The 25,431-nt window shown below is 39.4% G+C and carries 24 protein-coding genes, 1 other RNA gene and 2 pseudogenes; 10 read left to right on the top strand and 17 right to left on the bottom strand.

Going from position 1 to position 25,431, the window contains the following annotated elements; all coding sequences use genetic code 11:
• The first annotated feature begins 53 nt into the window (after positions 1 to 53).
• From B9N65_RS05675 to B9N65_RS05660, 4 genes are read left to right on the top strand one after another with little or no spacing between them, the layout of a single operon-like run.
• Entirely contained in the window at positions 54 to 449 is a 396-nt protein-coding gene (locus B9N65_RS05675) for a FlaG family protein (RefSeq protein WP_002942325.1), read from the top strand.
• A 2-nt stretch (positions 450 to 451) separates the two neighbouring features.
• The gene (gene fliD / locus B9N65_RS05670) at positions 452 to 2,212 is read left to right on the top strand and encodes a flagellar filament capping protein FliD (RefSeq protein WP_087583152.1); all 1,761 of its coding nucleotides are present in this window, start codon (positions 452 to 454) and stop codon (positions 2,210 to 2,212) included.
• A gap of 9 nt (positions 2,213 to 2,221) precedes the next feature.
• Positions 2,222 to 2,593, top strand: a complete 372-nt coding sequence (fliS, locus tag B9N65_RS05665) for a flagellar export chaperone FliS (protein WP_009293744.1) — start codon at positions 2,222 to 2,224, stop codon at positions 2,591 to 2,593.
• Positions 2,586 to 2,813: a hypothetical protein gene (locus B9N65_RS05660; RefSeq protein WP_087583151.1), complete on the top strand. Its 228-nt coding sequence runs from the start codon at positions 2,586 to 2,588 to the stop codon at positions 2,811 to 2,813. Before fliS ends, B9N65_RS05660 begins: the two co-directional genes overlap by 8 nt.
• A gap of 100 nt (positions 2,814 to 2,913) precedes the next feature.
• On the opposite strand, the gene rnpB is transcribed toward B9N65_RS05660, so the two are convergent.
• Positions 2,914 to 3,240: RNase P RNA component class A (gene rnpB / locus B9N65_RS05655), an RNA gene on the bottom strand.
• 506 nt (positions 3,241 to 3,746) lie between these two features.
• Between rnpB and B9N65_RS11425 the strand changes: the two are divergent.
• The 3 genes and pseudogenes from B9N65_RS11425 to B9N65_RS05645 form a co-directional block, all read left to right on the top strand.
• Positions 3,747 to 4,640 (top strand): annotated as a pseudogene (locus tag B9N65_RS11425) (Cache 3/Cache 2 fusion domain-containing protein); the annotation flags it as partial.
• Between the two features lie 24 nt (positions 4,641 to 4,664).
• A pseudogene (locus B9N65_RS11420) lies at positions 4,665 to 5,717 on the top strand (methyl-accepting chemotaxis protein); the annotation flags it as partial.
• Between the two features lie 449 nt (positions 5,718 to 6,166).
• On the top strand, positions 6,167 to 6,787 hold the full coding sequence (locus B9N65_RS05645) for a Type 1 glutamine amidotransferase-like domain-containing protein (RefSeq protein WP_012001649.1): 621 nt from the start codon (positions 6,167 to 6,169) through the stop codon (positions 6,785 to 6,787).
• 233 nt (positions 6,788 to 7,020) lie between these two features.
• Here the strand turns inward: B9N65_RS05645 and truD are convergent, their stop codons facing one another.
• Positions 7,021 to 8,145, bottom strand: coding sequence for a tRNA pseudouridine(13) synthase TruD (gene truD, locus B9N65_RS05640; protein WP_087583149.1), 1,125 nt, complete (start codon positions 8,143 to 8,145; stop codon positions 7,021 to 7,023).
• A complete protein-coding gene (locus tag B9N65_RS05635) occupies positions 8,123 to 8,944 on the bottom strand; it encodes a thiamine-phosphate kinase (RefSeq protein ID WP_087583148.1) in 822 nt (273 codons plus the stop codon). Before B9N65_RS05635 ends, truD begins: the two co-directional genes overlap by 23 nt.
• 63 nt (positions 8,945 to 9,007) lie before the next feature.
• On the opposite strand from B9N65_RS05635, the gene B9N65_RS05630 reads away from it, so the two are divergent.
• The gene (locus tag B9N65_RS05630) at positions 9,008 to 10,027 is read left to right on the top strand and encodes an HdrB C-terminal domain-containing protein (RefSeq protein ID WP_087583147.1); all 1,020 of its coding nucleotides are present in this window, start codon (positions 9,008 to 9,010) and stop codon (positions 10,025 to 10,027) included.
• 1,263 nt (positions 10,028 to 11,290) lie between these two features.
• On the opposite strand, the gene B9N65_RS05625 is transcribed toward B9N65_RS05630, so the two are convergent.
• A complete protein-coding gene (locus B9N65_RS05625; RefSeq protein ID WP_087583146.1) occupies positions 11,291 to 13,099 on the bottom strand; it encodes a menaquinone biosynthesis decarboxylase in 1,809 nt (602 codons plus the stop codon).
• A 116-nt stretch (positions 13,100 to 13,215) separates the two neighbouring features.
• Here B9N65_RS05625 and B9N65_RS05620 point away from each other — a divergent pair, with 116 nt between their 5' ends.
• Positions 13,216 to 13,938, top strand: coding sequence for a lecithin retinol acyltransferase family protein (locus B9N65_RS05620; protein ID WP_087583145.1), 723 nt, complete (start codon positions 13,216 to 13,218; stop codon positions 13,936 to 13,938).
• A gap of 180 nt (positions 13,939 to 14,118) precedes the next feature.
• Here the strand turns inward: B9N65_RS05620 and B9N65_RS05615 are convergent, their stop codons facing one another.
• The 10 genes from B9N65_RS05615 to B9N65_RS05570 are packed head-to-tail and all read right to left on the bottom strand — an operon-like array spanning position 14,119 to position 21,409.
• Entirely contained in the window at positions 14,119 to 14,484 is a 366-nt protein-coding gene (locus B9N65_RS05615; RefSeq protein ID WP_087583144.1) for an Imm10 family immunity protein, read from the bottom strand.
• Between the two features lie 2 nt (positions 14,485 to 14,486).
• Positions 14,487 to 15,416 carry a hydroxymethylbilane synthase gene (gene hemC, locus B9N65_RS05610; RefSeq protein WP_087583143.1) on the bottom strand — a complete coding sequence of 310 codons (930 nt, stop codon included), beginning with the start codon at positions 15,414 to 15,416 and terminating at the stop codon, positions 14,487 to 14,489.
• Positions 15,417 to 15,424: 8 nt separating this feature from the next.
• Complete coding sequence (locus tag B9N65_RS05605) at positions 15,425 to 15,856, bottom strand: FxsA family protein (protein ID WP_087583142.1); 432 nt, start codon at positions 15,854 to 15,856, stop codon at positions 15,425 to 15,427.
• The gene (locus B9N65_RS05600) at positions 15,853 to 17,553 is read right to left on the bottom strand and encodes a proline--tRNA ligase (RefSeq protein ID WP_087583141.1); all 1,701 of its coding nucleotides are present in this window, start codon (positions 17,551 to 17,553) and stop codon (positions 15,853 to 15,855) included. Before B9N65_RS05600 ends, B9N65_RS05605 begins: the two co-directional genes overlap by 4 nt.
• Complete coding sequence (gene hemA / locus B9N65_RS05595; protein ID WP_021085432.1) at positions 17,543 to 18,826, bottom strand: glutamyl-tRNA reductase; 1,284 nt, start codon at positions 18,824 to 18,826, stop codon at positions 17,543 to 17,545. The genes B9N65_RS05600 and hemA overlap by 11 nt, the downstream gene beginning before the upstream one ends.
• On the bottom strand, positions 18,826 to 19,719 hold the full coding sequence (locus tag B9N65_RS05590) for a polyprenyl synthetase family protein (RefSeq protein ID WP_087583140.1): 894 nt from the start codon (positions 19,717 to 19,719) through the stop codon (positions 18,826 to 18,828). Before B9N65_RS05590 ends, hemA begins: the two co-directional genes overlap by 1 nt.
• A gap of 10 nt (positions 19,720 to 19,729) precedes the next feature.
• Positions 19,730 to 20,161: a hypothetical protein gene (locus B9N65_RS05585; RefSeq protein ID WP_087583139.1), complete on the bottom strand. Its 432-nt coding sequence runs from the start codon at positions 20,159 to 20,161 to the stop codon at positions 19,730 to 19,732.
• On the bottom strand, positions 20,154 to 20,408 hold the full coding sequence (locus B9N65_RS05580; RefSeq protein ID WP_002940165.1) for a DUF2018 family protein: 255 nt from the start codon (positions 20,406 to 20,408) through the stop codon (positions 20,154 to 20,156). Before B9N65_RS05580 ends, B9N65_RS05585 begins: the two co-directional genes overlap by 8 nt.
• Before the next feature lie 48 nt (positions 20,409 to 20,456).
• Positions 20,457 to 21,080, bottom strand: a complete 624-nt coding sequence (locus tag B9N65_RS05575) for an HAD family hydrolase (RefSeq protein ID WP_087583138.1) — start codon at positions 21,078 to 21,080, stop codon at positions 20,457 to 20,459.
• On the bottom strand, positions 21,077 to 21,409 hold the full coding sequence (locus tag B9N65_RS05570) for a hypothetical protein (RefSeq protein ID WP_087581825.1): 333 nt from the start codon (positions 21,407 to 21,409) through the stop codon (positions 21,077 to 21,079). The genes B9N65_RS05575 and B9N65_RS05570 overlap by 4 nt, the downstream gene beginning before the upstream one ends.
• 107 nt (positions 21,410 to 21,516) lie before the next feature.
• On the opposite strand from B9N65_RS05570, the gene B9N65_RS05565 reads away from it, so the two are divergent.
• On the top strand, positions 21,517 to 22,788 hold the full coding sequence (locus B9N65_RS05565) for an O-acetylhomoserine aminocarboxypropyltransferase/cysteine synthase family protein (RefSeq protein ID WP_087583137.1): 1,272 nt from the start codon (positions 21,517 to 21,519) through the stop codon (positions 22,786 to 22,788).
• Between the two features lie 38 nt (positions 22,789 to 22,826).
• On the opposite strand, the gene B9N65_RS05560 is transcribed toward B9N65_RS05565, so the two are convergent.
• The 3 genes from B9N65_RS05560 to B9N65_RS05550 form a co-directional block, all read right to left on the bottom strand.
• Entirely contained in the window at positions 22,827 to 23,006 is a 180-nt protein-coding gene (locus B9N65_RS05560) for a transformation system protein (RefSeq protein WP_087583136.1), read from the bottom strand.
• Between the two features lie 493 nt (positions 23,007 to 23,499).
• Complete coding sequence (locus B9N65_RS05555) at positions 23,500 to 24,954, bottom strand: potassium/proton antiporter (protein ID WP_257640031.1); 1,455 nt, start codon at positions 24,952 to 24,954, stop codon at positions 23,500 to 23,502.
• Between the two features lie 9 nt (positions 24,955 to 24,963).
• Positions 24,964 to 25,401 (bottom strand): pyridoxal-5'-phosphate-dependent protein, encoded by a 438-nt coding sequence (locus B9N65_RS05550; RefSeq protein WP_002940300.1) that lies wholly within the window; start codon positions 25,399 to 25,401, stop codon positions 24,964 to 24,966.
• Between the last annotated feature and the right edge of the window lie 30 nt (positions 25,402 to 25,431).

Genomic DNA, 25,431 nt, shown 5'->3' with positions numbered 1-25,431 from the left:
AATTTAAAATTTTACCGATGTAGGAGCTAGCGTAAGTTTTAAGGAGTAAAACTATGGAAATTTTCAAAGCAGCGGCAAATCAAACACTTGATGCAAGCATGAGCACATCGGCTCAGCGTCAGATAGACAGCAGACCCATCGAGCACTCTGATGTCAAAGTAAATGCCGATAAAAACGGCAAATCAAAGGATGCTAACGAGCTTGACGGACTTAGCAACGAGGATCTTGCTAGAAAGACAAGAGAGGTCACTGATAGGCTAAACTATCAGATGCAACAGCTCGATACTAATGTAAGATTTGCTTACAACGAGAAGTTAAATTTAATGGTAGTGCAAGTAAAAGACGCCAAAACAGGCGAAGAGATAACACAGCTTCCAAGCAAAGAAGCTATAAAAATCAGCGAGTATTTCAAAGAAAGTATCGGAATACTTTTTGACAAGGAGAGTTAAAAATGGCAGTAGGTAACGTAACAAATTTAGGCATCGGTACAAAAAATAGCGGCCTAAACGATGAGCTTATCAAGAAATTAAAAGAGGCTGATGAGGCTGGACAGATCAAACCACTTACAACAAGACTGGAGAAAAATGAGCTTAAGCAAAAGGACCTTGCAGCGCTAAAAACTCTTGTTAGCAACGTAAATGTTAGTGGTAAAACACTTGGCGGCGAGGCACTTTATCTAAAAAGAAATACCAATAACGCTGGAAAAAGCGTCACAGCTTCTGCTGCAAATGGCGTTAGCGTACAAAGCTTTAGTATCGATGTGCAAAAACTTGCTCAAAAAGATACATTTCAAAGCAAAAATTTCAAAAAAGCTTCAGAAATAGTGGGCGCAACAAGCACTGGCTCATTTGACGTTGAGATCGATGGACAAAAATTCTCTATCGGCGTAACAAGATCGACAACATATCAAGATATCGTTGATAAGATAAATGACGTAAGTGGCGGTAAATTGCAAGCTAGAATTTTAAATGTTGGTGGCGATAAACCAAACCAAATAATGCTTCAATCAGGCAGCACTGGCGCTACACAGACTATTAAATTTTCAAACGACACTGCTGGCATTTTAGACAAGCTTGGCTGGGATGATACGCAGTTTCAAGATACAGACGAGCACGGCACAGCGCTAACAAACCCTGATGGCTCGCCAAAGATGACATCAAATTTGGAGAAAAATAGAATTCTAAAAGCGCAAGATGCAGAATTTACATATAACGGCGTAAATATCAAAAGAAGCAAAAATAGTTTTGATGATCTAAGACCGGGTGTAAATATCACGCTAAATGAGACTGGCAAGACAAACGTAAGCATCTCTCAAAACACTGAAGAGGTAGTAAAAGCGGTTGAAGAGTTTATAAAAGACTACAACCTAATGACTATGAACCTTGAGATCGCTACAAAATATGATGAAGAAAAAGGCGCTGGCACTTTTCAAGGTGTGAGTGAAATTTCAAGCCTTAGATCAAACATCGGGCGTCTAGTAAATGGTCAAGATAGCGAAGGCAAAGCGCTAAGTAAATTTGGCATAGTGCCAGATAAAGACGGTCAGCTCCAACTTGATCTAAATAAATTTAACGCAGCTCTTAGCAAAGATCCAGAAGAAATTCAGAAATTTTTTATGGGTTCAAGCAAGACTGAGCCGATAAGCTACATGGGTAACTCAACCGTTAGCGCAGGTGCGTTAAATATCCAAGCTGGCGATCTAACGATAAATGGCAAGTCGGTTATATTTTCAACCGCAGCTGGCGGAACAGCTGAGGACAACGCTCTAAAACTTCAACAAGCTATCAATGACGCTGGTATCGACGGAGTCACAGCTAGCCTTGATCAAAGCGGCAAGAGGATCATCTTAAAAAGAAGTGATGGCGAAAATATCGAGGTAAAAGGCAAAGCTTCTGCACTAGCAACTCTTGGTATGAGTGAAGCCACTGTAAATCCAGTGACTAAAAAAACTGATGGTCTATTTACAAAGCTAGCTAAGATGCTTGATGGGGCTGTTGGCAAAGAAGGTACGATGATCGCTATGCAAAATCAGCTAAAAGATGAGAGTGAGTCTATCACTAAAAATAAAGAGAGCACTCAAAAGCTTTTAGATGAGAAATATACAACGATGCAAGAGCGCTTCATCAAGTATAACGCTATCATCGCAAGTTTAGAAAATCAGTTTGCTACACTAAAATCAATGATAGATGCTGAGCTAAACAATAAGAACTAAGAGAGAAAAATGAATCAAAGTGCATATAGTGCATACGCACAGTCGAGTTTCGGGGGCATCGAGTCCCCGACTAAATTAATAGAAATGCTTTATGATGGAATTTTGAAATTTATATTTCGCACAAAAAAAGCGATCGAAGCTGGAGATATAGAGAAAAAAGTCTATTATATAAACAGAGCAAACGCTATCTTTGTCGAGCTTTTAAACTCGCTTGATTATTCTCAAGGCGACGTGGCTCACTACCTTAGCGGACTTTATACAAGACAGATGCAGCTTCTTGCTATGGCAAATATCCAAAATGATATTAACGCGCTAAATGAAGTAACAAATGTCGTAAAGCAGTTATCAGAAGCATGGAGGGAGGTAACATCAGGTGAATAGCTGGATCAATGAATTTAAGCTAGCGTTAATAAATGAAGATACAAGAAAGCTAGCTGCACTATCACAAAGCTTTAGCGAAGATATGTTTAAAAGCTTAGCTTCGGCTCAAGAAGCACAAGCGCTAATAGGCGGTGCGATAGAGCTTTTTAAAACTAAATCTTCACACATCCAAAGCGAGCTTACAAAACTACAAAAAGCTCAAAAATACGTAAAAAACTAATCTAATACTAAACTTTCAAGGCACGGCATATTTGCCGGTTTTGTCTTGAAAATCTTTTAAATTTACCAACTGCTTGCTACTTGAAATTTACTCTAAATTTAAGGGAGGCACGGCGTTAAGCCGAGTTCTGTCTTGAGCGATCATTTATCTACGCTTGCTTTTACAAACAAGCTCTAGCGAAGGGTTTTAATATAAGACCAAAACCATCCCTTCTTACTGCAAGTTGGGTTTATATGGCCACGCAAGTTACCAAGCGTGCCGGTGGGCTCTTACCCCGCCGTTTCACCTTTACCGCCAAGGCGGAAGTTTGCTTTCTGTTACACTATCCCTTAGGTTTCCCTAGCCATCCGTTAGATGGAACTTTGTCTTATCGCAGCTCGGACTTTCCTCTTTTGCAAGATGCAAAAGCGACCGCTTACCGTGCCAGAGCGTGATTATATTTAAAAATATATAAATTTACCCTGCGACCAAATTTTTCATCAAATTTTGTAAATTTATCTAAGAATTTTTTGATTTTTGAGCCTAAATTTTGTCACAAGTTGGTATGAAATTAATTTTTTTATTTTATCTTTTTAAAATTTCTTTACAAAATCAAGAGTAAAACACTCCAAATTTCACTTTTTTGTTATTTCTCTTTAAACCTTAAACCAATCTAATAAAATAGACGACAAATCAGCAAAATGATACAAATTTAAATTTTAATCCCGTAAAAACAAGAAATTCTTGCTTTTGCCAAACTATAAATTTTGCTTAAAAAGCTAAATTTAAATAGCAATTTTTTATAAATTTTTACTCCAGTTTCATAAAAGTTATAATTATAAATATAAAGCAAACAAAAATTTAAAATTCGTTATTTTTCCCCAAAATTCTATATGTTTTACGAGAAAAAATTTGTATAATAAACCCTTAAAATCTAAACCAAGGAGGATATAGATGAATTTGCGTAGCATCTTAGTCAAGGTCTCAGCGATCATCGCTTTAGTTCTTGCCATTTGTATGGCTTGCTTTGTATTTTTTATATCACATGTCTTAGAGCGTGAGATCAAGGAGGGAGTAGAAACAACTATCCAGCAAAACGTTGCGCTTGCGATGGACACGGTTGAGCTATTTGATGAAGATAACGAAGATAATGCAAAACTATATATGCATGTCTTAAAAGAGGCTTTAGGTAACATAAGAGCCACTAGCCAAACCATAAAAACAGAAAATGACGACGCTTTAGAGCTTATCTCAGACAAAATGGGCGTGTTAAATAACAACCATGAAATTTCTGATAAGATCAAAAAGCTAACAAACGGCGGTATCCCAACCATCTTTGCAAAATCAGGCAATGAATTTGCTGCTGTATCTACTTCACTTTTACTAGATGATGGCAGTAGAGCGCTTGGTATGCTAAATAAAACGATCTATCCAAAGATGATGAACAAAGAGACATATGTGGGTGCTTTAAATATTTTTGGTAGAAACTACATGTGTGTTTATGAGCCAGTCATTCAAAACGGTGAAGTTGTAGCAGTTTTATTTATAGGTTACGACTTTACTGAAGGCTTAGAAGATCTTCAAAAGACAATGGCACAAATGAAGCTAGGCGAGCGTGGCTACTTCTCAATCTTTAATACAAAGACAAATGTCTATGACATCCACCCAAGACTAGCTGGCAAAGCACCAGAAGGTCAGCTAAAAGATATAGTTGATGACATAGTAAAAACTAGAGAAGGTGTCAAACTCATAAATACTGACGGAGTTGAGAGAGTGGTTGCTTTTGAGCCATTTGACAAGCTTAACTGGATAGTGCTTGGCTCAGCTGTTACTGATGACTTTTTAACACCTCAAAAAGTAGTTAGCAAAAATTTCATCATCGCAAGCATTATAGTTACCTTGCTTCTTATCATAGTATCTATCTTCTTGCTTAAAAAGCTAGTTGCAAATCCTATCGATAGACTAGGAGCAAATTTAAATGCTATAACATCTGACTTTACTCTTAAAATCCCAATCTACGGCAAAGATGAGATAGCTAAAATAAGTAATGATATAAATAACTTCATAGAGCGCATAAGAGTGCTTATAAGCGATACAAAAAACCTTTCAAGTGAAAACAGCTCAGTTGCTAACGAGCTAAGCTCTACCTCACTTCAAACAGGCAAACGCGTAGAAGAATCAACCCAGATCGTTGAAGAGACAAATCAAAGATGCAAGTCTATGCAAGAAAGCATGAAAGAGTCACTTTCAATTGCTCAAGCTGGTAAAGATGACCTTCAAAAGGCAAGCACTCATATAAAAACAGCTACTGAGGCTATCAGAGCCCTATCATCTCAGATCATAGACTCTGCTAATGTTGAAAATCAAATGGCTGGCAAGATCGAGCAGCTTAGCCGTGACGCTGAGCAGGTAAAATCAGTCCTTGTTGTTATAAATGACATCGCTGATCAGACAAACCTACTTGCACTTAACGCTGCCATTGAAGCAGCTCGTGCAGGCGAGCATGGACGTGGCTTTGCAGTCGTTGCTGATGAAGTTAGACAGCTAGCTGAGAGAACTCAAAAATCTCTAACAGAGATAAATGCAACTATCAACGTTATCGTTCAAGCGATAAATGATAGCAGCGAGCAAATGGGCATCAACTCTAAACAAATTCAAGAGCTAACCCATGTGGCAAGCGACGTTGAAAAGACGATAAATGATATGAGCGCAACTATGAATAACGCCATAGCGATGTCTGATAAGACTATGCAAGACTACATCGCAACTGGTAAGAATGTAAATGAGATCATGGATGGCATCTCAGAGATCAATCAAATTTCATCTGAAAATGCTAGAAGCGTCGAAGAGATAGCTTCTGCGGCTGAACATCTAAACAAGATGACAGACGCGCTAAATACTAAACTTAGCGTCTTTAGAACTTAAGTTTTTACCTCTTAAATTTAATGTTTTAGGTCTAACTTTGGCTAGACCTTTTTAAATTTAAACTGGCTAAATTTAGCCAGCCACACTTTTAAACCTATCTTTATAAAACTAGTAAAAATTTGGCTTGATAGATTATATCTCTTATCTTCGCTAAATTTTTACGTTGTTTCTACTTGAAGTTGCGATCACAAGAGAAAAAACTCTTAAAAAATATTGCGATACTTTGCCTTAAATTTTTGCATTCAAATTCATAATTAAATTTTTAAATTTTACTTACTCAACCATGTATACTAAAAATACAAACCATATAAATCTCTAAATCCTAAGCTGTAGTGCAAGATATGGGAAGCTTGTGAGCGACATGACGATTGCAAAATGCGGATCTTTTAAGCTTATTTTCGGATATAATTGGCTCTTAAATTTAAATATCTTTTAAAAGGAATAAAGGAATGGCAAATATTTTTCTTTGCTCCTACTTCGCGGAGGTTGCGAGCAAGATCAATGAAGTGGTAGATTTTCAAGGTAAGCATGTTGCTTTTATCGATACGGCAGCAAAATTTGAAGAGGTGAATTTTTACGTAGATGAAGCGGTGAAAATTTTGGAAAAATTTGGTGCGAAGCTGACTCGTATTGATATTTCTTGTGTTAAAAACTTGGTTACGCAGATTTCTGAATGTGATGAGTTTTGTGTTGCAGATGATAAAATTTTAGCTACTATTAATAAGTGCGACATCATTTATGTAAGCGGCGGAAATACATTTTATCTGCTTAATGAGCTGCGAAAATCGTGCGCCGAACAAGCTATAAAAAACGCGGTTAAAGCTGGTAAAATTTACGTCGGTGAGTCAGCAGGGGCGATCGTGGCCGCACCAGACACGAGATATGCTACGCTTATGGATAAAAGTAGTGTAAACATGAGTGATTTTACAGGATTAAATTTGGTTGATTTTTGCGTAGTGCCGCACTTTGGCTGTGAGCCTTTTGTGGAGGCTACTCACGAGATAATGGAGAAATTTGGGGACTTGTACGATTTGCGACCTATAAATAATGCTGAATTTATTGCGCTTTGAGATAAAAATTTATGCGATCTCTGATAAAACATACGCCAAATATTTACTCAGAGCATTTTCCCTATAAAATCACTTTTTGTCTGCAAATCTTCCTTATAAATAAAGAAAATAATTAAAACGCAAAGTTTAATTTTTAAGGCTAGAAAATTAAGCAAAAACCGCTATAATTTCGCTCTGGCACGGTAAGCGGTCGCTTTTGCACTACGCAAAAGAGGAAAGTCCGAAAATTTACCCTACTCAAATATATTTTTATGCAAAATTTCTTCTAACACAACCGTGGCGTATGAGCCCTTTTGAAGTGTGAAATTTAAGCTAAAATGAGCGTTTTCTTCGTTGTATTTGTAGCTTGTATTTTCAAGATACGCCCAGTTAAAGCGCCTTGAGCCAGCGATCTTTGAAGTAAGCAAAACTGCCTCTGCGAAAATTTCATCCTCAAGCTCTTTTGCCACGCCGCTTGCCTCATAGGCCTTTGCACCAACTATAAGTCCAAGGCTTGTGATATCGCGCTTAACAAATCTTTGCTCCTCTTGATCTAAATTTTCACACAAAAAGAGCTTACCAAATGGATAGTGCCCTAAAACCTCTCCTGGCAAAAGCTTAAAAAAGCTCTCCTGCGCCTTCATCGCCTTTAGATTATCCTTGCTAAAGTTTTTATAAATTTCACCTAGCTCACTTAGGCTAAAGTCGCTTACAAACCTTGAAATCTCAACCCTTTTGCTAAGATAGCGGTTAAAAAGATCGCTTTGATAGGCTGAGATCAAAAAGTCATTTAGCTTTACATTTTTGCTCTTTTTACCATTTATCGTGCCGTTTTTAAGTAGCTCAAGGCCAGTTTCAGCATTGTCGCCAAATTTACCAAAGCGCTGGTAGCCAAAGTAGTTTGCATAGCCCATTTTATCGATGCTGACAAAGGCTTGCTCTAGCTTTTTAGCGCTACTTGGCAGCACCTTTTTTAGGCGGATGAAAAAGCTATTGCCCTTTAGATGTCCGATGCGAAGCTTATTTTTATGCACGTTTAAATTTAAAATTTTCATCTTTTCATGGCTAAAGTTTGCAAGCGCGCCCTCAAATTTACGAGGCATCGAGATAAACTGCGTCGTCATGCCCTGCTTGTCTTTTAACCCAGCATAGCCAAAGTCGCGCATCTTAGCCCCTGTAACCTCGCTTAAGGCGTGCAAAGCGTCGCTTGTCGTCATATCTTTTTTAGAAATTTCAACGATCAAGTGCTCGCCGTCGCCACTAAATTCATAAAGCGGTATCTCGCGCACGACAAAATCATCTGAATTTTTAGAAAAATATGCCTCGATGGGCGCATGAGTAAGCGCATAGAGCGGCTTAAAAGTGGTGGCTTCTTGCATTTTGTCTTAACCTTTTGTGTGAAATTTTTGCAAAGATGTTGATCTTTGTCCTTGTTTTTGCGGCGATCCTTTTTATGGCGCTTAAATTTTTAGGGCTAAAGGTAAATAAAACCTCGTACTCCTCGCCGCTACTAAGCTCAAATTTGCTTAGTTTTTTTGTAAATTTAGCGCCTTTTTTACTAGCCTTTAAAAGCTTGCCAAGATCAGTTTTTAGCCCGTCTGAGATATCCATGGCGGAGTTTATAAGGTGAGCTGCTTTGTAAAAAAATTTATCTCTTAAAACAGGCTTTTTAAAGCGTGAGTTTTTAGAAATTTGAGCCAGTCTTAAAAGCGAGTTTAGACCCTTTTGGCTGCATCCAAGCTTACCTGTAAATCCAACTAGATCGCCAAATTTAGCATTTTTTCTAAGCACAGCCCTGCCCTGTAGCTCGCCGATCACGCTGACGCTTATGTTTAAAATGGAGCTACTTATCGTGTCGCCGCCTATTATCTTTACGCCAAACTCCTTGCACGCCCTATTTATGCCGCTACTTAGCTCGCTGATCTGGCGAGGTGTGAAGCTCTTTGGCAGACTAAGCCCAAGAAGGGCAAATTTAGGCTTTGCGTTCATCACGATCGTATCTGAAAAATTTACGATCATCGCCTTGTAGCCGGTCTCTTCAAGGCTTAGCCAGCTAAGCTTAAAGTGCGAATTTTGCGCGAAAATGTCCTTACTAAAGACCATTTTGCCAGCAACGGCCGCATCATCGCCGATATATGCGTTACTAAAGCGTTCAATCGTAAAATTTTCTTTATCCATTGAGCTATTATAATGAAACTCCTTTTAAATTTAGGATAAAATAAGCCCAAAAAAAGGATAGAGATGCAAAGAGTTGAGATTTTTAGATTTGACGCAAAAAGAGATGTTTTGGCATATTTTAAGCCCTATTTTTTAGAGATTTCAGACTTTGCAAACTTAAACGAGCTTTTTGCCCACGTAAAGAGCATAGACCCCTACTTTAGCCCATTTGAAGGCTTTGTCAAGGTAAATGACGTCGTAGTTAGCACCGCCCAGCCACTTGCAAATTTAGCTCAAAAATTTAGAGACGAGCTTTGTATAGCCCCGCTTGATGAAAAAAGAGCGGTTTTAGATCTTGCCATAAATGATGATGACTTTTGGGCGAAATTTGAGCCATTTGCTAGCTTTTGCAAAAGGGCTGATAAAGAGCTTTACGCTAGCTTTAAGCCTTATTTTTACGCTGATTTTGTGAAAGACTACGAGCCAAATTTTATAGGAGCTGCCGCGATAATGCTAGCTCATCATCTTTATAAAAATGAGAAAAACGATGAAATTTTAAAGCTTATTGGCGGCAAAAACGGCGTTTTAATAGCCTGTGAGCTTGATTATTTGCTATTTGAAGGTAGCGAAATTTACAACGAAGCGATTAAATTTTTCAAAGAAATTTTAGGCGTAAAAGCTATGCAAAAACATGAAAATGAGTTTGAAAAGATAGAAAAACTTAGTAAATTTAAAGAATTTAAGATAGCCATAAAAAATAGACTGCCTGCAAATTTAAGCGCATACAAGGCAAATTTTATAGAGTTAAACGCCAAAACGCCTTGTGGATATGATCTTTTAAAGGCTAATGAGGAGCTAGCTTGCAAGCTTGCTAGTAAGATAATTTTTGCTGCATTTGATAGTGGGGCTGACTTTTTGCTAGCTAGCAATGAAGCCGAGTTTCATATCTTTGACGCACTAGCAAAAAAGCTTGAAAAAATTGCTAACAGAAGCTTGCAAGACTTTTATATCCTAAGGGTGAGCGAGCTAATGGCACTTGAAAATGGCGAGATACCTAGCAGCTTAAAAGAGCATGTTTTGAAGGTTGGTTTGGTAAATTTGTGAGCTACTTAAATTTGATCTAAAATGCAAGAGCAAGATTAAAAAACGCTGTGAATGCTAGGCTAGCAACAAAACAGACGACCGCGCGAACCTAACAAACAACTCAAAAGCACATTTAAAAAATTAAATAGCCAAGTTACGACTATTAGATTTTTAAATTTAAGAGTCTTAAAACCAGCTGCAAGGCTATCAAATTTAAATTTTTGCGCGATATTTTTTAAAGCTAGTAAAACTAACAAATTTTGATTTATAGCGAAGCTACAGCTCCAAAAGCAAGATGTCAGTGGTCAAAAAATGAGATTTATTAAATTTGTGGTCAGTTTTGACAATCCACTTCTAAAATTTATGCTTACATTTGCCTTGCAGTACAAAAATCAAAACAACAGATGATCTTTAAAAAATGATTTTGTAAATTTTGACCAAATTTCGGCTACATCTAAATTTATAGCGGCTTATCAACACAAAAACAGCACGAGCCAAAACACCCAAACAGATCGCCGCACAATGGCATTATCTAGCAAATTTATAAGCCAAATTTACTAGCTTTATTTTAAATTTTGTCAAGCTTGCTTTTAAATTTGTTCTCTTGCACCAAATTTGTTTTAAAGCAAAAGACCAGTAGGCAAGGTTTTGTATTTCAACCCAAAGCAAACACACAGTCTGATTTAAAATACAATTTATAATTTGCTAGTTTATTTTAAATTCCACAAGCTTACTGTTTAAAATTGATCCAATACGCTAACTTTAACCACTTAAAAACTAAAAAAATTATTAGCAAAAGTCAGGCAAGTAGGCTTTGTATTTACATGCAAATTTACCCAAAAGCAGACAAAACACAGCTTTATAAAAACACGCCTGTAATCTGCTAACTTTATTAAATTTAAAAGTTTTAACACTTCTGATTTTTAAATTTAAATGTTTTACGACCATCGCAATAGATCAAATTTAAATTTTACTAGCCCACAACTCTAAATTTTACCTTTCATAAGGCAAAATCATATTATTTTACATAATTTTTTACATACTATTTTTAGTATTTTAAGAAATTTGAAGTGCTAAATTTAAAAATCTGTAGAAGCTAGTGTAAATTTTATCGTCGTTTTTCAAGCCAGCCAAATCCCAGAAATCCCAGAAAAACAGATAAATTTAGCTAGAAATTTTCATAAAAATAGCCTTAAACTAAGCTATTTTTAAGCACAAAAACGATCTATTTAAAAATTTAAAGTAAATTTGACCTAGCAAAAGACTGGATAAATTTAAAACAACCTACCCAAATATCTCAAATTTATGAAAAAGCTCTGGCTCATCTTTTACCACGCCGCGTTTCACAAGATCAGCTACCACTTCACGCTCGCAGTCAGTTTGCATAGGCCAGCCACGAGTATAGCCCTCTAGCTCGTCCTTGATCGTCGCATCCACGCAGAAATTTTCACCATCTATATAAATATCACGCAAAGCATCTATGTTATTTGTCACACGCCAAAGCAGCATATATGGGTTTTCTAGGTAGTTTTGCATATCCACTACAACTATAAGCTTGAAAAACTCCCTAAATTCCAAAAGCCTAGAAAAAAGCTCTTTTACAGGGCGATCTTTTTTAAATTTAATCACGCAAATAGGCGTTTTGCTCTCTTTTTTAAACTGCCTAAGCTCTTTAACATTTGACGCAATGCTTTGAAATTTAGCCAAAAGCTCGTCATCACTTAAAACCGCAGGGCTAAATTTACAAAAGTCCTGCGTCGCGTCGATGCCTAGCTTACCACCAAAGCACGAGTTTGGGCTGGCGTGATCGAGCTGGTCGCACACACCTTGGCTTATCAGCACACTCTCACTGCCAAATCTATCAAGCACAAAGTCCGCAAATTTGTCGTATTCTGTTAGCTCTGGTGCATCGTTGCCCACAAAGATCGCGTGCTTTACAAAGCTCATCTGCCCAACTCCCCAAAAAGCGTGCATCGCCTGCTTTGCATGAGCCGGATAAAGGGCGTTGATCTTGGCTAGGATAAGGTTGTGAAAGACGCCATTTTCAGGCATGTTGTAGTCTAGTAGCTCTGGCACTGTCGTTCGCAAAAGCGGCAAGAAAATGCGCTCAGTCGCCCAGCCCATATACTTATCCTCAAGCGGCGGCTTGCCAACCACGGTCGCGTGAAAGACAGGGTCTTTCTTGCTCGTTATCGCCGTGACCTCCATCACTGGAAACGGCTCAACCGGCGTGTAAAAACCAGTGTGATCGCCAAATGGCCCCTCAAGCTCGCTCTTAGCAGTATCCACAAAGCCCTCGATCACGTAGTCGGCGTCGTACGGGACGTAAATTTCATTTGTCAGCGACTTTACAAGCTTGGCTGGCTCTTTGCGGATGAAGCCGTAAAGTAGCAGCTCAAAGACACCCTTTGGCAGCGGCGCCTGACCGCACCAGATATATAGTGGATCGCCGCCAATCGCCACAGAGACTGGCATCTTACGGCCTGCGCGCTTGTACTCATGAAAGAAATTTGCGCCGTCTTTGTGGATCTGCCAGTGCATGCCAAGGCGATTTTTATCATAAATTTGCAGTCTATACATGCCTAAATTTTGCAGCGCGCCATCTAGGCTTTGCGTATAGACCTGCCCCATCGTGATAAAAGCGCCTCCGTCATGCAGCCAAGTCTTTAACGCAGGCAGGCTCAAAAGATCAGCCTGCTCGCCCATAAATTTGACCTGCTGGCACTCGCCCTCACCTTTTAGCCTTTTTGTAAAAATCTTTCTCATGCTAAAAAGATAGGCCAAAAAGTCAAGCTTCTCTTTAAAATTCTCAGGTTTTTTGGGCTTTAAAAGCTTCTCTATCTCAGCTGCGATCTCATCAGGCTGCACGCCAAATATCAGCTCAAGCGCCATTTTCGAGCCGTAGATATTTGTAAGCACTGGGGCAAATTTACGCCCAGTTTTTTTGCAGATAGGATTTGTAAAAAGTAGTGCTTGTGAGCCCGCGCGTTTGACCTCGATATAGCTAGCGTGCGCGATCTCTAGGTCGATATCTACTGGCTCATTGATCACCCTAAGTAGGCCGTTATCTTTTAAAAGCTTGATGTAGTCCATATTTTTCCTTATAAATTTATACTTAGTTATCCAAATTTTAATAAAGTTAAATTTAGCAAATTTGGGCTAAATTTGTCGTTTTATTGCGATTTTTAATAAATTTTATAGAGAGAGATATGCAAAATTTACCAAAAATAGGCGATCACATCTTCGTAGACAGAAGCGTACTTGGCATAAAACTTTACGAACATCACGGCATCTACGTCGGAGATGATATGGTCGTGCACTATAACGGCTTGGCACGCGGGATAGTTTTTGAAAAGAGCTGCTTTGAGGAGATTTTAAGCAACGTCGTACCGCTAGATAAACGCAACGTAGCAAAAGTGGAGATGACTAGCCTCGAGGAGTTTGCAAGCGGCGATACTTGGCAGATCAAAGAGCACACAAATGCGCCATTTAGCGGCCAAGATATAGCCCTTTGCGCCAAGTCGCGTGTAGGCGAGCAAAAATACAACCTACTCATCAACAACTGCGAGCACTTTTGCAACGAATGCGTCTTTGGCGAGCATGTGAGCCAACAAGTGCAAAACGCAAAGCAAAACTCGGCGCTATTTAGCGAGATAGAGCCATTTTTAGGGCAGATCATAAGTGAACTTTTTGGTGCACAGACCAAGGATGAGATCAAAGAAACTCTCGTAAAATCATTTACCGCGCTTGCACAATTTACGAAAGATAGCGCGGAGAAAAAAGCTCGCGAGATGATAAAAGAAAACAGCGACAAGGCAAATTTGCAAATAGAGAAATTTATGGACAAAAATGCCAAAATGAACGCTATGTTTAAAAAGATCGGCGCGGACTTAAAAACAAAGATCGCAAAGGATTTTAATATAAAAATTTAGTCCGACTACGGTTTTGACGCTTGGTCAAATTTAAAAGGCGCTTTTAAATCGCGGCTTTATTTCTCGATATCTTATCCGCGTTTTGGCTTGCAGCATTTAGCACGCTAGGTAGCGTCACGTCTCCTGAAACGGCGGCAAATTTTAGAAAATTTCGTCTTTTTATCTCTGAATTTAAACAAATTATTTTGGTACGCTACACTCTAGCAGCTCGCCAAATATCTCTTTGCAGTATTTCATAAAGCGCTCATTAAGCTTTACACCCTCGGTATCTACGCAAATGAGACTATCTTGCACCTCAAAAATGATGCTCTTATCAGTGATCTTTACTCGTTTGCAAGCGTTGTAGCAAACGTCGCCATTGCACTCGGCGTATAGGCCGTTCATGTCGGCATTTTCGTCGTCATCTTTTTTGAGTTTGATCGGTCTTTGAAAGATTATGTAGTTTTTGTAGTTATATTTGTCGTCTGCAAGACCGATCATATAGTAGTTGTCTTTGATATTTTTGGTAGCACTTAGGGCTTTTGCCTTAAAATTTAGCTCAAACACGCTTACGCCATCTCTTCAGCGCGCTTTAAAAGCTCTCTCGCCCCTTTTTCTATAAATTTATGCGCTAGCTCCTTACCGACACTTTGAAATTTATCCTTGCTAGTCTTTAAACTATCTTTTATATACTCGCTCCCATCAGGCAAGCCAACGATCGCATCGATAGAAATTTCATCGCCTTTTAGCCTTGCGCTTATGCCTATTGGCACTTGGCAGCCACCCTCCAAAACGCTTACAAAGTCACGCTCTATGGTCGTTTCAATGACCGCATTTTCGTCATTTAGAAAAGAGGTCTCATCTAAAATTTGCTTCTCATCTCTAGCTTCTATACCAAGAGCGCCCTGCCCCATCGCAGGTATCATCTCATCAAAGCCAAACGTGTAGATGTGTGCCACTTCAGCCTTGATATTTAGGCGATTTATGCCAGCCATCGCCAAAATGATCGCGTCAAATTCGCCCTCTTTTAGCTTTCTAAGTCTAGTTTGCACATTACCTCGAAGCGAGATGATCTCAAGATCAGGCCTCATGATAAGTAGCTGCATCTTACGGCGTAGGCTCGTTGTGCCAACCTTTGCGCCGTGCGGTAGGTCGCTAAATTTAGCAAATTTCTCACTTATCATCGCATCTCTAGTATCCTCACGTGAGCAAATGGCAGCTAGTTTAAGCCCTTCTGGAAAGACTACTGGCACGTCTTTTAGGCTATGCACTGCGATGTCAGTCTCGCCTTTTAGCATGCTATCTTCAAGCTCTTTTGTAAAAAGCCCTTTGCCGCCGATCTTGGCTAGTGGCGTGTCAAGTATGACGTCGCCCTTTGTCTTCATGCCCTCTAGCACGACTTTCATGTCCTTGTGCTGCGCCTCGATCCTAGCCTTGATATGCTCGCTTTGCCAAAGCGCTAAGATACTCTTTCTAGTTGCTATTTTTATCTCTTTCATCATCACTCCTAATTTACTCTTTTTGGCTCTTCGATAACCTCAACGTCGATGATCTCGCCATCATCTTTTTTACTGCCCTGCTCGCTAAAATTTTGAAATTTAAACTCCTGATAGCTCTCATTTTTTGCTGCATTTTTCTTAAACACTAAAGAAAAAATGACAACGGCGATACCAAAAATATCCGTTAAAATCCCTGGCAAAAAGAGCAGCGCTCCGCCAAAGCTAAGTCCTAACTGACTAAATAAATTTCCACCAAGAAAGCTCTTAAACGCAACTTGAGGCGAATTTAAACTAGAAAATCCAGCATTAAAAAGAAGTGCGATGCCAACAAATCCAGAGACCAGCACCTCAAGAAAGTAGTTTAAAAAGCCAAATTTATCTACAAAAAGATAGATAAACACCGCTTCTATCAAAAAAAACAAAAATGCGAAAAATCTCATAAGCTTTCTTTTATCTTTCTAAAGGCGTCGCTTGCCTCTATCATCTCTTTGCTTAGCCCATCTCTTGTGATAAACTCGACCTTGCCATTTGCAAATTCTTTACCCACAAGCAGCGCGTAAGGAAAGCCGATAAGCTCAAAATCATTCATCTTAACGCCAAATCTCTCGTTTCTATCATCGATAATGACGCTAACGCCAGCTTTTTTAAGGCTCTCATAAAGCTCAAATGCAAATTTCATGCCCGCTTCATCTTTTAAATTTGAGATGATGATCTCCACGTCAAACGGCGCGCACTCTTTTTTCCAGATGCAGCCCTTCTCATCGTGGCTAGCCTCTATCATCACAGCGATAAGCCTGCTTATGCCAATGCCGTAGCAGCCCATCAAAAATGGCTTTGCCTTGCCGTTTTCATCAAGATATGTCGCGTTCATCGCAGCTGAATATTTATCGCCTAGCTGAAAGATATGACCGACTTCTATGCCCTTGCTAAGCTTTAAATTTCCGCCGCAAACTGGGCATTTATCGCCCTCTTTTACCTTTACAAGGTCTTTAAATCTCTCTTCGTTAAATCCGCTAACACTAACGCCAACAAAGTGGTAGTCCTTCTCGTTAGCGCCGCATATCATGTTATTTGCGCCCCTTAGCTCGTTATCTATGAAAAATTTAACATCCTTTAGCCCAACTGGCCCGCAAAATCCAGCCACAAGCCCAGCTTTTATAATCTCTTCTTCGCTAGCATCGACAAGTTCAAGCGCATTGCAAGCGTTTTGCGCCTTTGTCTCTTGAAGCTCGTCATCGCCCCTTACAAAAAAGACCACGACCTCTTCTTTATCCTCATAGATAGCCTTTTTCATAACAGCTTTTATGCAGTAAAACTCGCTAACTTTAAAAAACTCCGCCACATCTTTTATAGTTTTTGCATTTGGCGTTAGAAATTTAGCCGCGTCTGCCTCTGGCGCCTCAGCCTCGCTAACTCTTGGTTTGCGCCTTGCAGCCTCGACGTTTGCAGCGTATCTGCAAGCCTCGCAGCAGAGTATGTCGTCCTCGCCGTTATCTGCAAGCACCATAAATTCTTTACTGCCGCTACCGCCAATGGCTCCGCTATCAGCCTCAACAGCTCTAAAATTTAGCCCCAAACGGGTAAAAATCTTACTATAAGTTGTCTCCATAAGGTCAAACTCACGCTTAAGATCCTCTTTGCTAGAGTGAAAACTATAGCCATCTTTCATCGTAAATTCGCGACCTCTTAGCAAGCCAAAGCGTGGTCTTGCCTCGTCACGAAATTTGGTGTTTATCTGGTATAAATTTAGCGGCAGCTGCTTGTAGCTAGTCACCTTGCCACGCACCAAAGCAACGGCTGCCTCTTCGTTTGTCGGGCTTATGACAAAGTCATTATCCTTTCTATCTTTAAAGCGCAAAAGCTCCTTGCCAAAGACATTGTAGCGACCACTTTGCTTCCATAGCTCGCCTGAAGTGACCACGCTAAAGCTCACCTCCAGCGCGCCAGCCTCGTTCATCTCCTCTTTTACCACGCGTGAAATTTTATCATGCATGATCTTTCCAAGCGGCAGATAGTTATAAAGCCCAGAGCCGATCTGCTCGACAAAGCCGCCCCTTATCAAAAACTGATGACTTGGTAAAGATGCATCTTTTGGCGCTTCTTTGGTAGTTGGGGCGTAAAATTTACTAAATTTCATCTATATCTCCTGCTTGAAAATTTTGTTCATCTTTTATGTCAAATAAAAATTTAACTCCGTTTGAAAGCTCGCTCGCTCTCTCCTCGTCTGCAAGCCCTTTTAGTTTCATCGTTGGCTGGTGCAAAAAGGCTTTAAAGACTTGATGGATGAGCTTTTGCGCCTCATCGTAATCGCTATGCTTTAAATAGCCCTTTTTCATCGCCTTTTCTAGCTCGTTTTTAGCGCAAATTTCAGCCTGTTTGCGGATTGATTTTATAAGAGGCACGCTCATATCTTCTTTTAAAGTCTTTAAAAACTCACTCGTGTCTTGACCGACGATCGAGTAGGCCTTTTGCGCCTGCTCCTCTCTTAGGGCTAAATTTTTACGCACGATCTCCTCTAGACTATCGACCGTATAGACGCTGATAAGCTCTGTGTTTAAAAGATCGATATCTCTTGGCACGGCGATATCAAAAAAGTATCTGTGAAATTCTCTTGGCTCGATGATCTCACCTGTGATGATGGCGTGCGGGGCTGCAGTGCTTGAAAAGATGAGATCATAGTTATTTACATACTCTTTTAATTTCAAAATGCTATCCCAGCTCGCGTTATCTCCTAGGCTATCAACTAGCTGCTCAACGCGCTCAGAGCTTCTGTTTATGATGATCACTTCTGCGCCGCTTGATATGAGGTGCTTTGCTGCTAGCTCGCCCATCTCGCCAGCGCCCACGACGATAGCCGTTTTACCTTCAAGTGTGCCAAAAATTTCTTTTGCCTTTGCCACGGCGACGCTTGAAACTGAGATCGGGTTTTTAGAAATTTGAGTTTCGTTTCTAACCTTAGCAGCGCACTTACATGCGTAGTGTATGATCTTGCTGATATCTTCGCCACATGAGTTGTTGTCATAGGCAAATTTAAAGGCATTTTTTAGTTGGCCAACGATCTGCGTTTCGCCAACGACTAGGCTATCAAGCGAGCTTGCCACGGCAAATAGGTGGTGTGCAGCACCGCTGTTTTCATAGATGTCAGCTCTCTCATAAAGCTCATCTTCAAAAACGCCTGAAAATATCGACATACACCTGATTATGTGAGCGGTAGCGGCCTTTACATCCTCTACGCTAGCTATGATCTCGACGCGGTTGCAGGTGTTTAGCACCATGCTCTCTTTTATGTTTTTGTTTGAGTTTATCAGCTTTAAAATTTGCTCTTTTTTCTCGTCACTATCAAATGCAAGCTTTTCTCTGACCGAAATATCAGTGTTTTTATATGTAAAACTTATGTCTAAATAGTGCATCAAAATTCCCTCTCTATCATGCTTTTTATGATCCCTTCAAGCTCGGCGTTTTTATACTCTTTTATCGCTTCTATTGCTTCAGCTCCAAGCCTTTTGGCTTCATTTATAGCTTTACTAAGCGAGCCAGTTTTATCAAAATTTTCTTTTAGCCATGAAATTTCATCCGAATTTAACTTCTTTGCCCAAAGCGATCTAAGCTTTGCTTTACCAGCCTCGTCCAGGCTCTTATAAAGATATATGTATGGGAGTGTTGTTTTGCCCTCGACAAAGTCGTTAAGCGCTGGTTTGCCAAGCGTTTTTTCATCTTGAGTGATGTCTAAGATATCATCAACGATCTGAAATGCAAGACCTAAATTTTTGCCATAAAGGCCAAATTTCTCGCTATCTTTGCCAGCTAGCTTTGCCCCACAAATAGCCGTGGCTTCTATCAAAACAGCTGTTTTATAGTAGATCATTTTTAAGTATTCTTGCTCGTTTTCATTAAAATTTTCAGCCATTTTCACATCCATCATCTCGCCGATGCTTAGCTTGCTGACCGCATCTGAGATGACAGCTGCGATGCTTGGGTCAAATTTTGTAAGCTCGAAATAAGCCTTTGAGTAGAGGATGTCGCCTAGCATGACTGAGTTTTTACTGCCAAAAAGTGCGTTTATGCTTGGTTTGCCGCGTCTTATATTTGCCTCGTCTATGACGTCGTCGTGCAATAAGCTTGCAAGGTGGATGAGCTCGATGATAGCGCAAAGCTTAAGCGAAATTTCACTCTCGCCTGCGATCTTTAAAAGAAGTTTTGAGCGAAGCTTTTTGCCTGAGCTTATCTTTAAAAACATCTCAAACGCCTCTTTGTAGCCAAGCTCGCTTATAAATTTGCTCATTATTTCATCGATTTTATCCATTTTTATCCTTCTATTTGTCCTCGTGCGGATCTCTAAAACCCACATCCACACGCTTGCTCTCATCTAGCAGCGCCACCCTAAAATGCGCCTTTTTATCCCTAAAATCAATAAATGATATATAAAGGCTCACGCTCTCGTTTGGCGGCATCATAAAATCAGGCAAAACTCGCTGCATGTAGGTGTTTTGTCCTTGTCTTAGCGAAAAGACCATCTGCCTTGGATAGCGCCTAAAAAAGCTTTGCACAGTGATATTTGTGCTATCAAACAGCGTCCAGCGAAAGTCAAACGTCTCAACTCTTTGAGTTTTTTTCTCGGTTATAAAGACCCTCGCCCACTCATCTTTTTTAAGCTCAAATGTATGCACCGAATTTGGGTCAAAATTTGGCTCTTTTGCAAAGACAAGAGCGACTAGCAAAGCAATGAGCGCAAAAATCTTACTCATTTTGGCTTAAAATTTCTCCGCTAAGCTCGATATATAGGTCATTTACTCCGTTATAAACTTTATCTTGCTCTGAGGCTATAAAATTTCTGATCTCATCTTCGCCAACGCCATGCTTTTCGCAAAGCTCGCTCATAGCCACAAATTTCTCAAAAATTTTATCTATCTCGTTTTTAACTAAAACGGCATTTGCGTTAAACAAAATGTCATAAAATTTATCCCTCGCACTGCCCTCAAATATATCTATCATCGCTGTTTCTTTGAAAATTTCTTAAGATTATAGCCAATTAAAACTAAGTTAAAAATTTAATATTATCTCCCAAGCCTCGCTAACATTTTTGGCGTTATACGTGGCAGTTTTGCTCTCTTCACCAAATCCCCAGCAAACTTGCACATAAGGCATATTTGCATTTTTGGCAGCTAGCTCGTCTTTTAGGCTATCTCCTACAAAGATCGCCTTGTTAGCTTTAGTTTTACTAACAGCTAGATGAAGCATCGCAGGATCAGGCTTTTGCGGTATCTCCTTACTAGCGCCGATAACCTCGTCAAATAGCTCATAAATTTCATTTTTCTTTAAAATTTTCTCTAGCGTATCATGCGGTGCGTTGCTTGCCAAAACAACCTTATAGTGAGCATCTCTACACTTTTGCAAAAGCTCTTTTACGCCATCATAGGTAGTCGCACACTCATCGTAAAATTTCTTAAATTTCTCTTCAAAGCCCTCTTTTAAGCTCCTACTTGGCGTGTCGATACTGTAAAACTCAAGGGCTAAATTTCTACCTGGCTCGTTGATCGCTTTTATGATAAATTCTTTTTCAAGTGGCGGCAAATTTAGCTCACCTCTTACTTCATTTACCGTTTTATATATCGCCTCGCCGCTATCGATCACCGTTCCGTCCATATCAAAAATAACTACTTTCAATCCTCATCCTTAAATTTATTTTTATGCTTTTCTTTCTTATATGTCTTTTGATTTTTTAGCTTATCAAGTAGATTTGCCGCCTTTAAAAGCTCCTCTTTTGAGGCATTTTTGATAAGCAAATTTATAAAATTTTCTAGCGCCTTTGAGTATGGCTGATCAAGATATACAGCCTCTACTTTTTCGATGACTTTCGCGTTTTTCTCCACTCTTTGGCGAAATTCAGTCTCGTCAAAGTCATCTCTTTTTAGCCCGTTTATCGCTGATTTTGCAAATTTTTCTAGCGCACGAAGATATTTTACACGTTTAAATTTGTCCGTGACTTGGTTCAAATTTTTCCTTTTTTTTGGCAAATTATATCAAAATTTGATTTTATCCCCTAAATTTTGGCTTTGCTAATGTATAATTTACGCCAAAATTACTTAAACAAGGAGCAAAAATGAGGCAAGAAACCGCTGCGATCCACGTAGGCTACGACACAAACGAGGGCTTTGGTACGATGGCTGTGCCTATTTTTCAAAGCACAGCTTATGACTTTGGAAGTGCCGAGACGGCAGCTGCTAGGTTTGATCTAAAAGATAACGGCTACATCTACACAAGACTTAGCAACCCAACGACAGATATCTTTGAAAAAAGGGTCGCTGCACTTGAGGGCGGAGCCGCTGCGATAGCGACTGCAAGCGGTCAGTCAGCTTTGTTTTACAGCATTATAAATTTAGCCCAAGCAGGCGATAATATCATCATCGCTAAGAAAATTTATGGCGGCACGACGGTGCTTTTTACGCACACGCTAAAAAGATTTGGCATAGAAGCTAGAGTCTTTGACAGCGACACAGCTGATGATCTGGAGAGTTTGATAGACGAAAAAACTAGGGCTATATTTTTTGAAACGCTTTCAAATCCACAAATTTCTATCCCAAATATCGAAAAAATCGTAGAAATCGCAAACAAATATGGCATCATCAGCATCACTGATAACACCGTGCCAACGCCTATCATCTTTCAACCACTTCGCCACGGCGTCGATGTTTGCGTACATAGTGCTAGCAAATATATGAGCGGTCAAGGTCTTAGCCTAGCAGGTGTGGTCGTCAGCGCAAATCACCTAAACGAGAAACTAAAAGGCAACAAGAGATATGAGCACTTTAACGTCCCAGACGCGAGCTATCACGACATCGTATATGCTGATATGACGGACCATTTTGACATCTACACGCTAAGAATGAGGCTTGCTATCGTGCGTGACATCGGTGCTGTGATATCTCCGTTTAACTCTTGGCAGCTCATACAAGGACTTGAAACGCTTGCTGTTAGGGTTGAGAGACACTCGCAAAACGCGCTAAAAGTGGCTAAATTTCTAAACTCTCACAAGCATATAAAAAGCGTGGCATACCCAGGGCTTGCCGACAACGTGGATCACGCAAAGGCGCAAAAATACTTTAAAGATGGCATGGCAAATGGACTATTTTGCTTTGAGACTGATAGCTTTGAACGCGCAAAAAAGATGCTAGAGCGCGTAAAACTCTTTAAGATCGTGGTAAATATCGGCGATACAAAGTCACTCATCACACACCCAGCCTCGACAACTCACCAGCAACTAAGCAGCGAAGAGCTCATCAAAGCTGGCATCACAAAAGAGCTGATAAGAGTTAGCATAGGTCTTGAAAACGCCGAGGATCTGATAGCTGATCTGGCTCAAGCCTTAGAATAAACAAATTTCTAGCTCATTTTGGGCTAGAAATTTAAAATTTACTCAAGCTTGCCATGTATCCTCTCGCACTCTTTTACTTGCCTTATAAAATTTATAACGATATAGATAACAAGTAGCGGCACGCTTATATACCAAAATGCAAAAAAGGCGAGTATAAAAAGCATAAATAAGAATGTTGCGAAATATACTAAGACTGCAAGGATGATACTATCAAGCATTTTGCCTCCCATTTTGCTAGTGTTATGGTGATTTTATAAAAAGCAAAATAAAATGAGACTGAACGGATTTGTTTTGGCTCCAAATTTGAGCTAAGCAGTTAGTGAAGTCAAATTTTAGTATGTAATTTTGCATATATGAAACTCTGACAAATTTTAAAATTTCATGAACGAGTAATTTCGGCTCTGATTTTAGTGGCAAGCTTTGCGAGACCTAAAATCAGTAGCCAACTCTTGCGAGTGAATGGAATTTTAAAATTTGCTTTGAGATATAAATTTATCAAAAGGGAGTCAAGGGGACTCGGGTTACGGTCTGCTTGCAGTTGCGAGCTTGCGAAGCAAAGAAGCTCCCCCTTAACAATCCCCTAACCCCGACGACGTTAGAGGTGCATGCCTCAGTGCTTCGCACTGCATGCAGTTTTATTTTTAAAAATTTATCGTGCGTTATAAATTTATAAAATCAAAATTTAGCATCAAACGATGACAAAACTTAAATTTAATACGTTAAATACTTAATCGTATCTTGATAAAGCACTTGATTTTCGCATTGTATCAGTAATAGGTCATTTTCTTCAAAGATTGTTGAGCCAGTTGGCTTTTGATACTCGTTTTTACGCTTTATTAGGATTATTAAAAACTCAGTTGGAAGCTCAAGCTGAGCCAAATCTTTGCCAATTAGTTTTGAGCCATAGTGGATGGTATGCTGGTGAAGCGTGTAGCTTAAGATCGGCGAGTTTTCTACTGCCTTAACATCCTCTTGCTCACTCTCTTTGACCTTAAATTTATCAGCTGCAAAGCCAAGCGACATGCCCTGTATCAAAATCGAAATCAAAACCATAAAAAATATAATGTTAAAAATCATATCCGCATCACGTACGCCATCTACATAAACATAGGTAGCTAGCACAACTGGCACAACACCTCTTAGCCCAACCCAGGAGATAAAAATTTGCTCATTTATCTTAAATTTTGAAAATGCAAGCGATGCAAAAACACCAAGTGGTCTTGCAAAAAACATAAGCCACAAGGTCAAAACAAGCGCCATTAGTGCTGTTGCTGGAAGTTGTGATGGATTTACCAAAAGACCAAGCGTCAAAAAGACAACTATCTGCATCGTCCAAGCGATACCATCGTGAAAACCGACTAAATTTTTCTTGTGAGAAAACTCTTTTTTATTTATAAAAATTCCAGCAATATAAACAGCCAAATAGCCATTGCCACCGATTTTAAAGCAAAGCGTATATAAAAGTAATATCCAAGCGATAGAAAAAACTGGATAAAGGCCCCAGCTTTTTAGGCGAAGTCTATTAAAGATGGCTGGCAAAGCAACGCCAAATAAATAGCCCATAGCGATACCTATGCCAAACTGCTTAACAAGTGTGATCGCCCACTCTGACGCACTTGGAGTGCTATTTAGTGAGATCATTTGAATGATCGTCATAGTTAAAAATATCGCCATTGGATCGTTTGAGCCAGATTCAAGTTCAAGCAATGGCGCAATGCTATTTCTAAGTGAAATTTTCTTAGCTCTTAGTATGGCAAATACCGCTGCTGCGTCTGTTGAAGAGATAATGGAGCCTAGCAAAAAGGCCTCCGCCCAGGTAAAATCAAGCAGATATTTTGCAACTGGAGCGATGGCTAGCGCAGTTAAGAAAACACCAAGTGTAGCAAGTGCTAAACCTCTACCAAAGATAGGTTTAATCGCTGCAAAATCAGTATCTAGCCCACCAGCATAAAGTATAAAAATAAGTGCTAGCATGCCGACATTTTGAGCGATCATTTGATCATCAAAATTTACGCCCAGCAAGCCATCTGAGCCAGCTAGCATGCCAACACCTAAAAATATTATTAAAGATGGAATTCCAAATTTATCAGAGATCTTACTTAAAAGAATGCTAGTTATAAGCAAAAACTGCAAAAAATAATAGTAAATTCTCCAAATAAACTCCACAAAACTATATTAAATTATACTTTCAAAAACTTCAAATTTATCTTGATTTACAAGCATCTCGAGTAAGACACCGTAGTTATCTTTTATCTCATCTTGAAGTTTTATAGCAAGCTCTTTTGCGTCTTTTCCATCTTTTGGATAGGTAACTACTAGATCGATCGGCTCAGCGTTTAAAAACTCTTGTATGCCAGTTAGTAGCTCGCTAGCGCCTCTTTCGTTTGTGCCGTGAAGCACGACTACGTAGTGTTCATTTTCTCTTATGACAACGTCTGTTTGTCTTAGGATTTTTTCAAAAATTTCGCCATATTCTTTACTATTTGGCAAAGAAAAATATATCAAAGATAAATTTTTCGCATAGTCCTTTACGTTTTTGTATCGCTTTATAAAAGCTATCTCAAGATCGATTATTGATAAAATATCAACTGCCGAGAAGATTTTTGCCGCCATTTTTACACTCCTTTTTTTGCGGTTTTGATT

Source organism: Campylobacter concisus, from assembly GCF_002165815.1.
Taxonomy (GTDB): Bacteria; Campylobacterota; Campylobacteria; order Campylobacterales; family Campylobacteraceae; genus Campylobacter_A; species Campylobacter_A concisus_BH.
The sequence above is the reverse complement of the archived record's forward strand: the minus strand, read 5'-3'. Positions and strand labels throughout refer to the sequence as shown.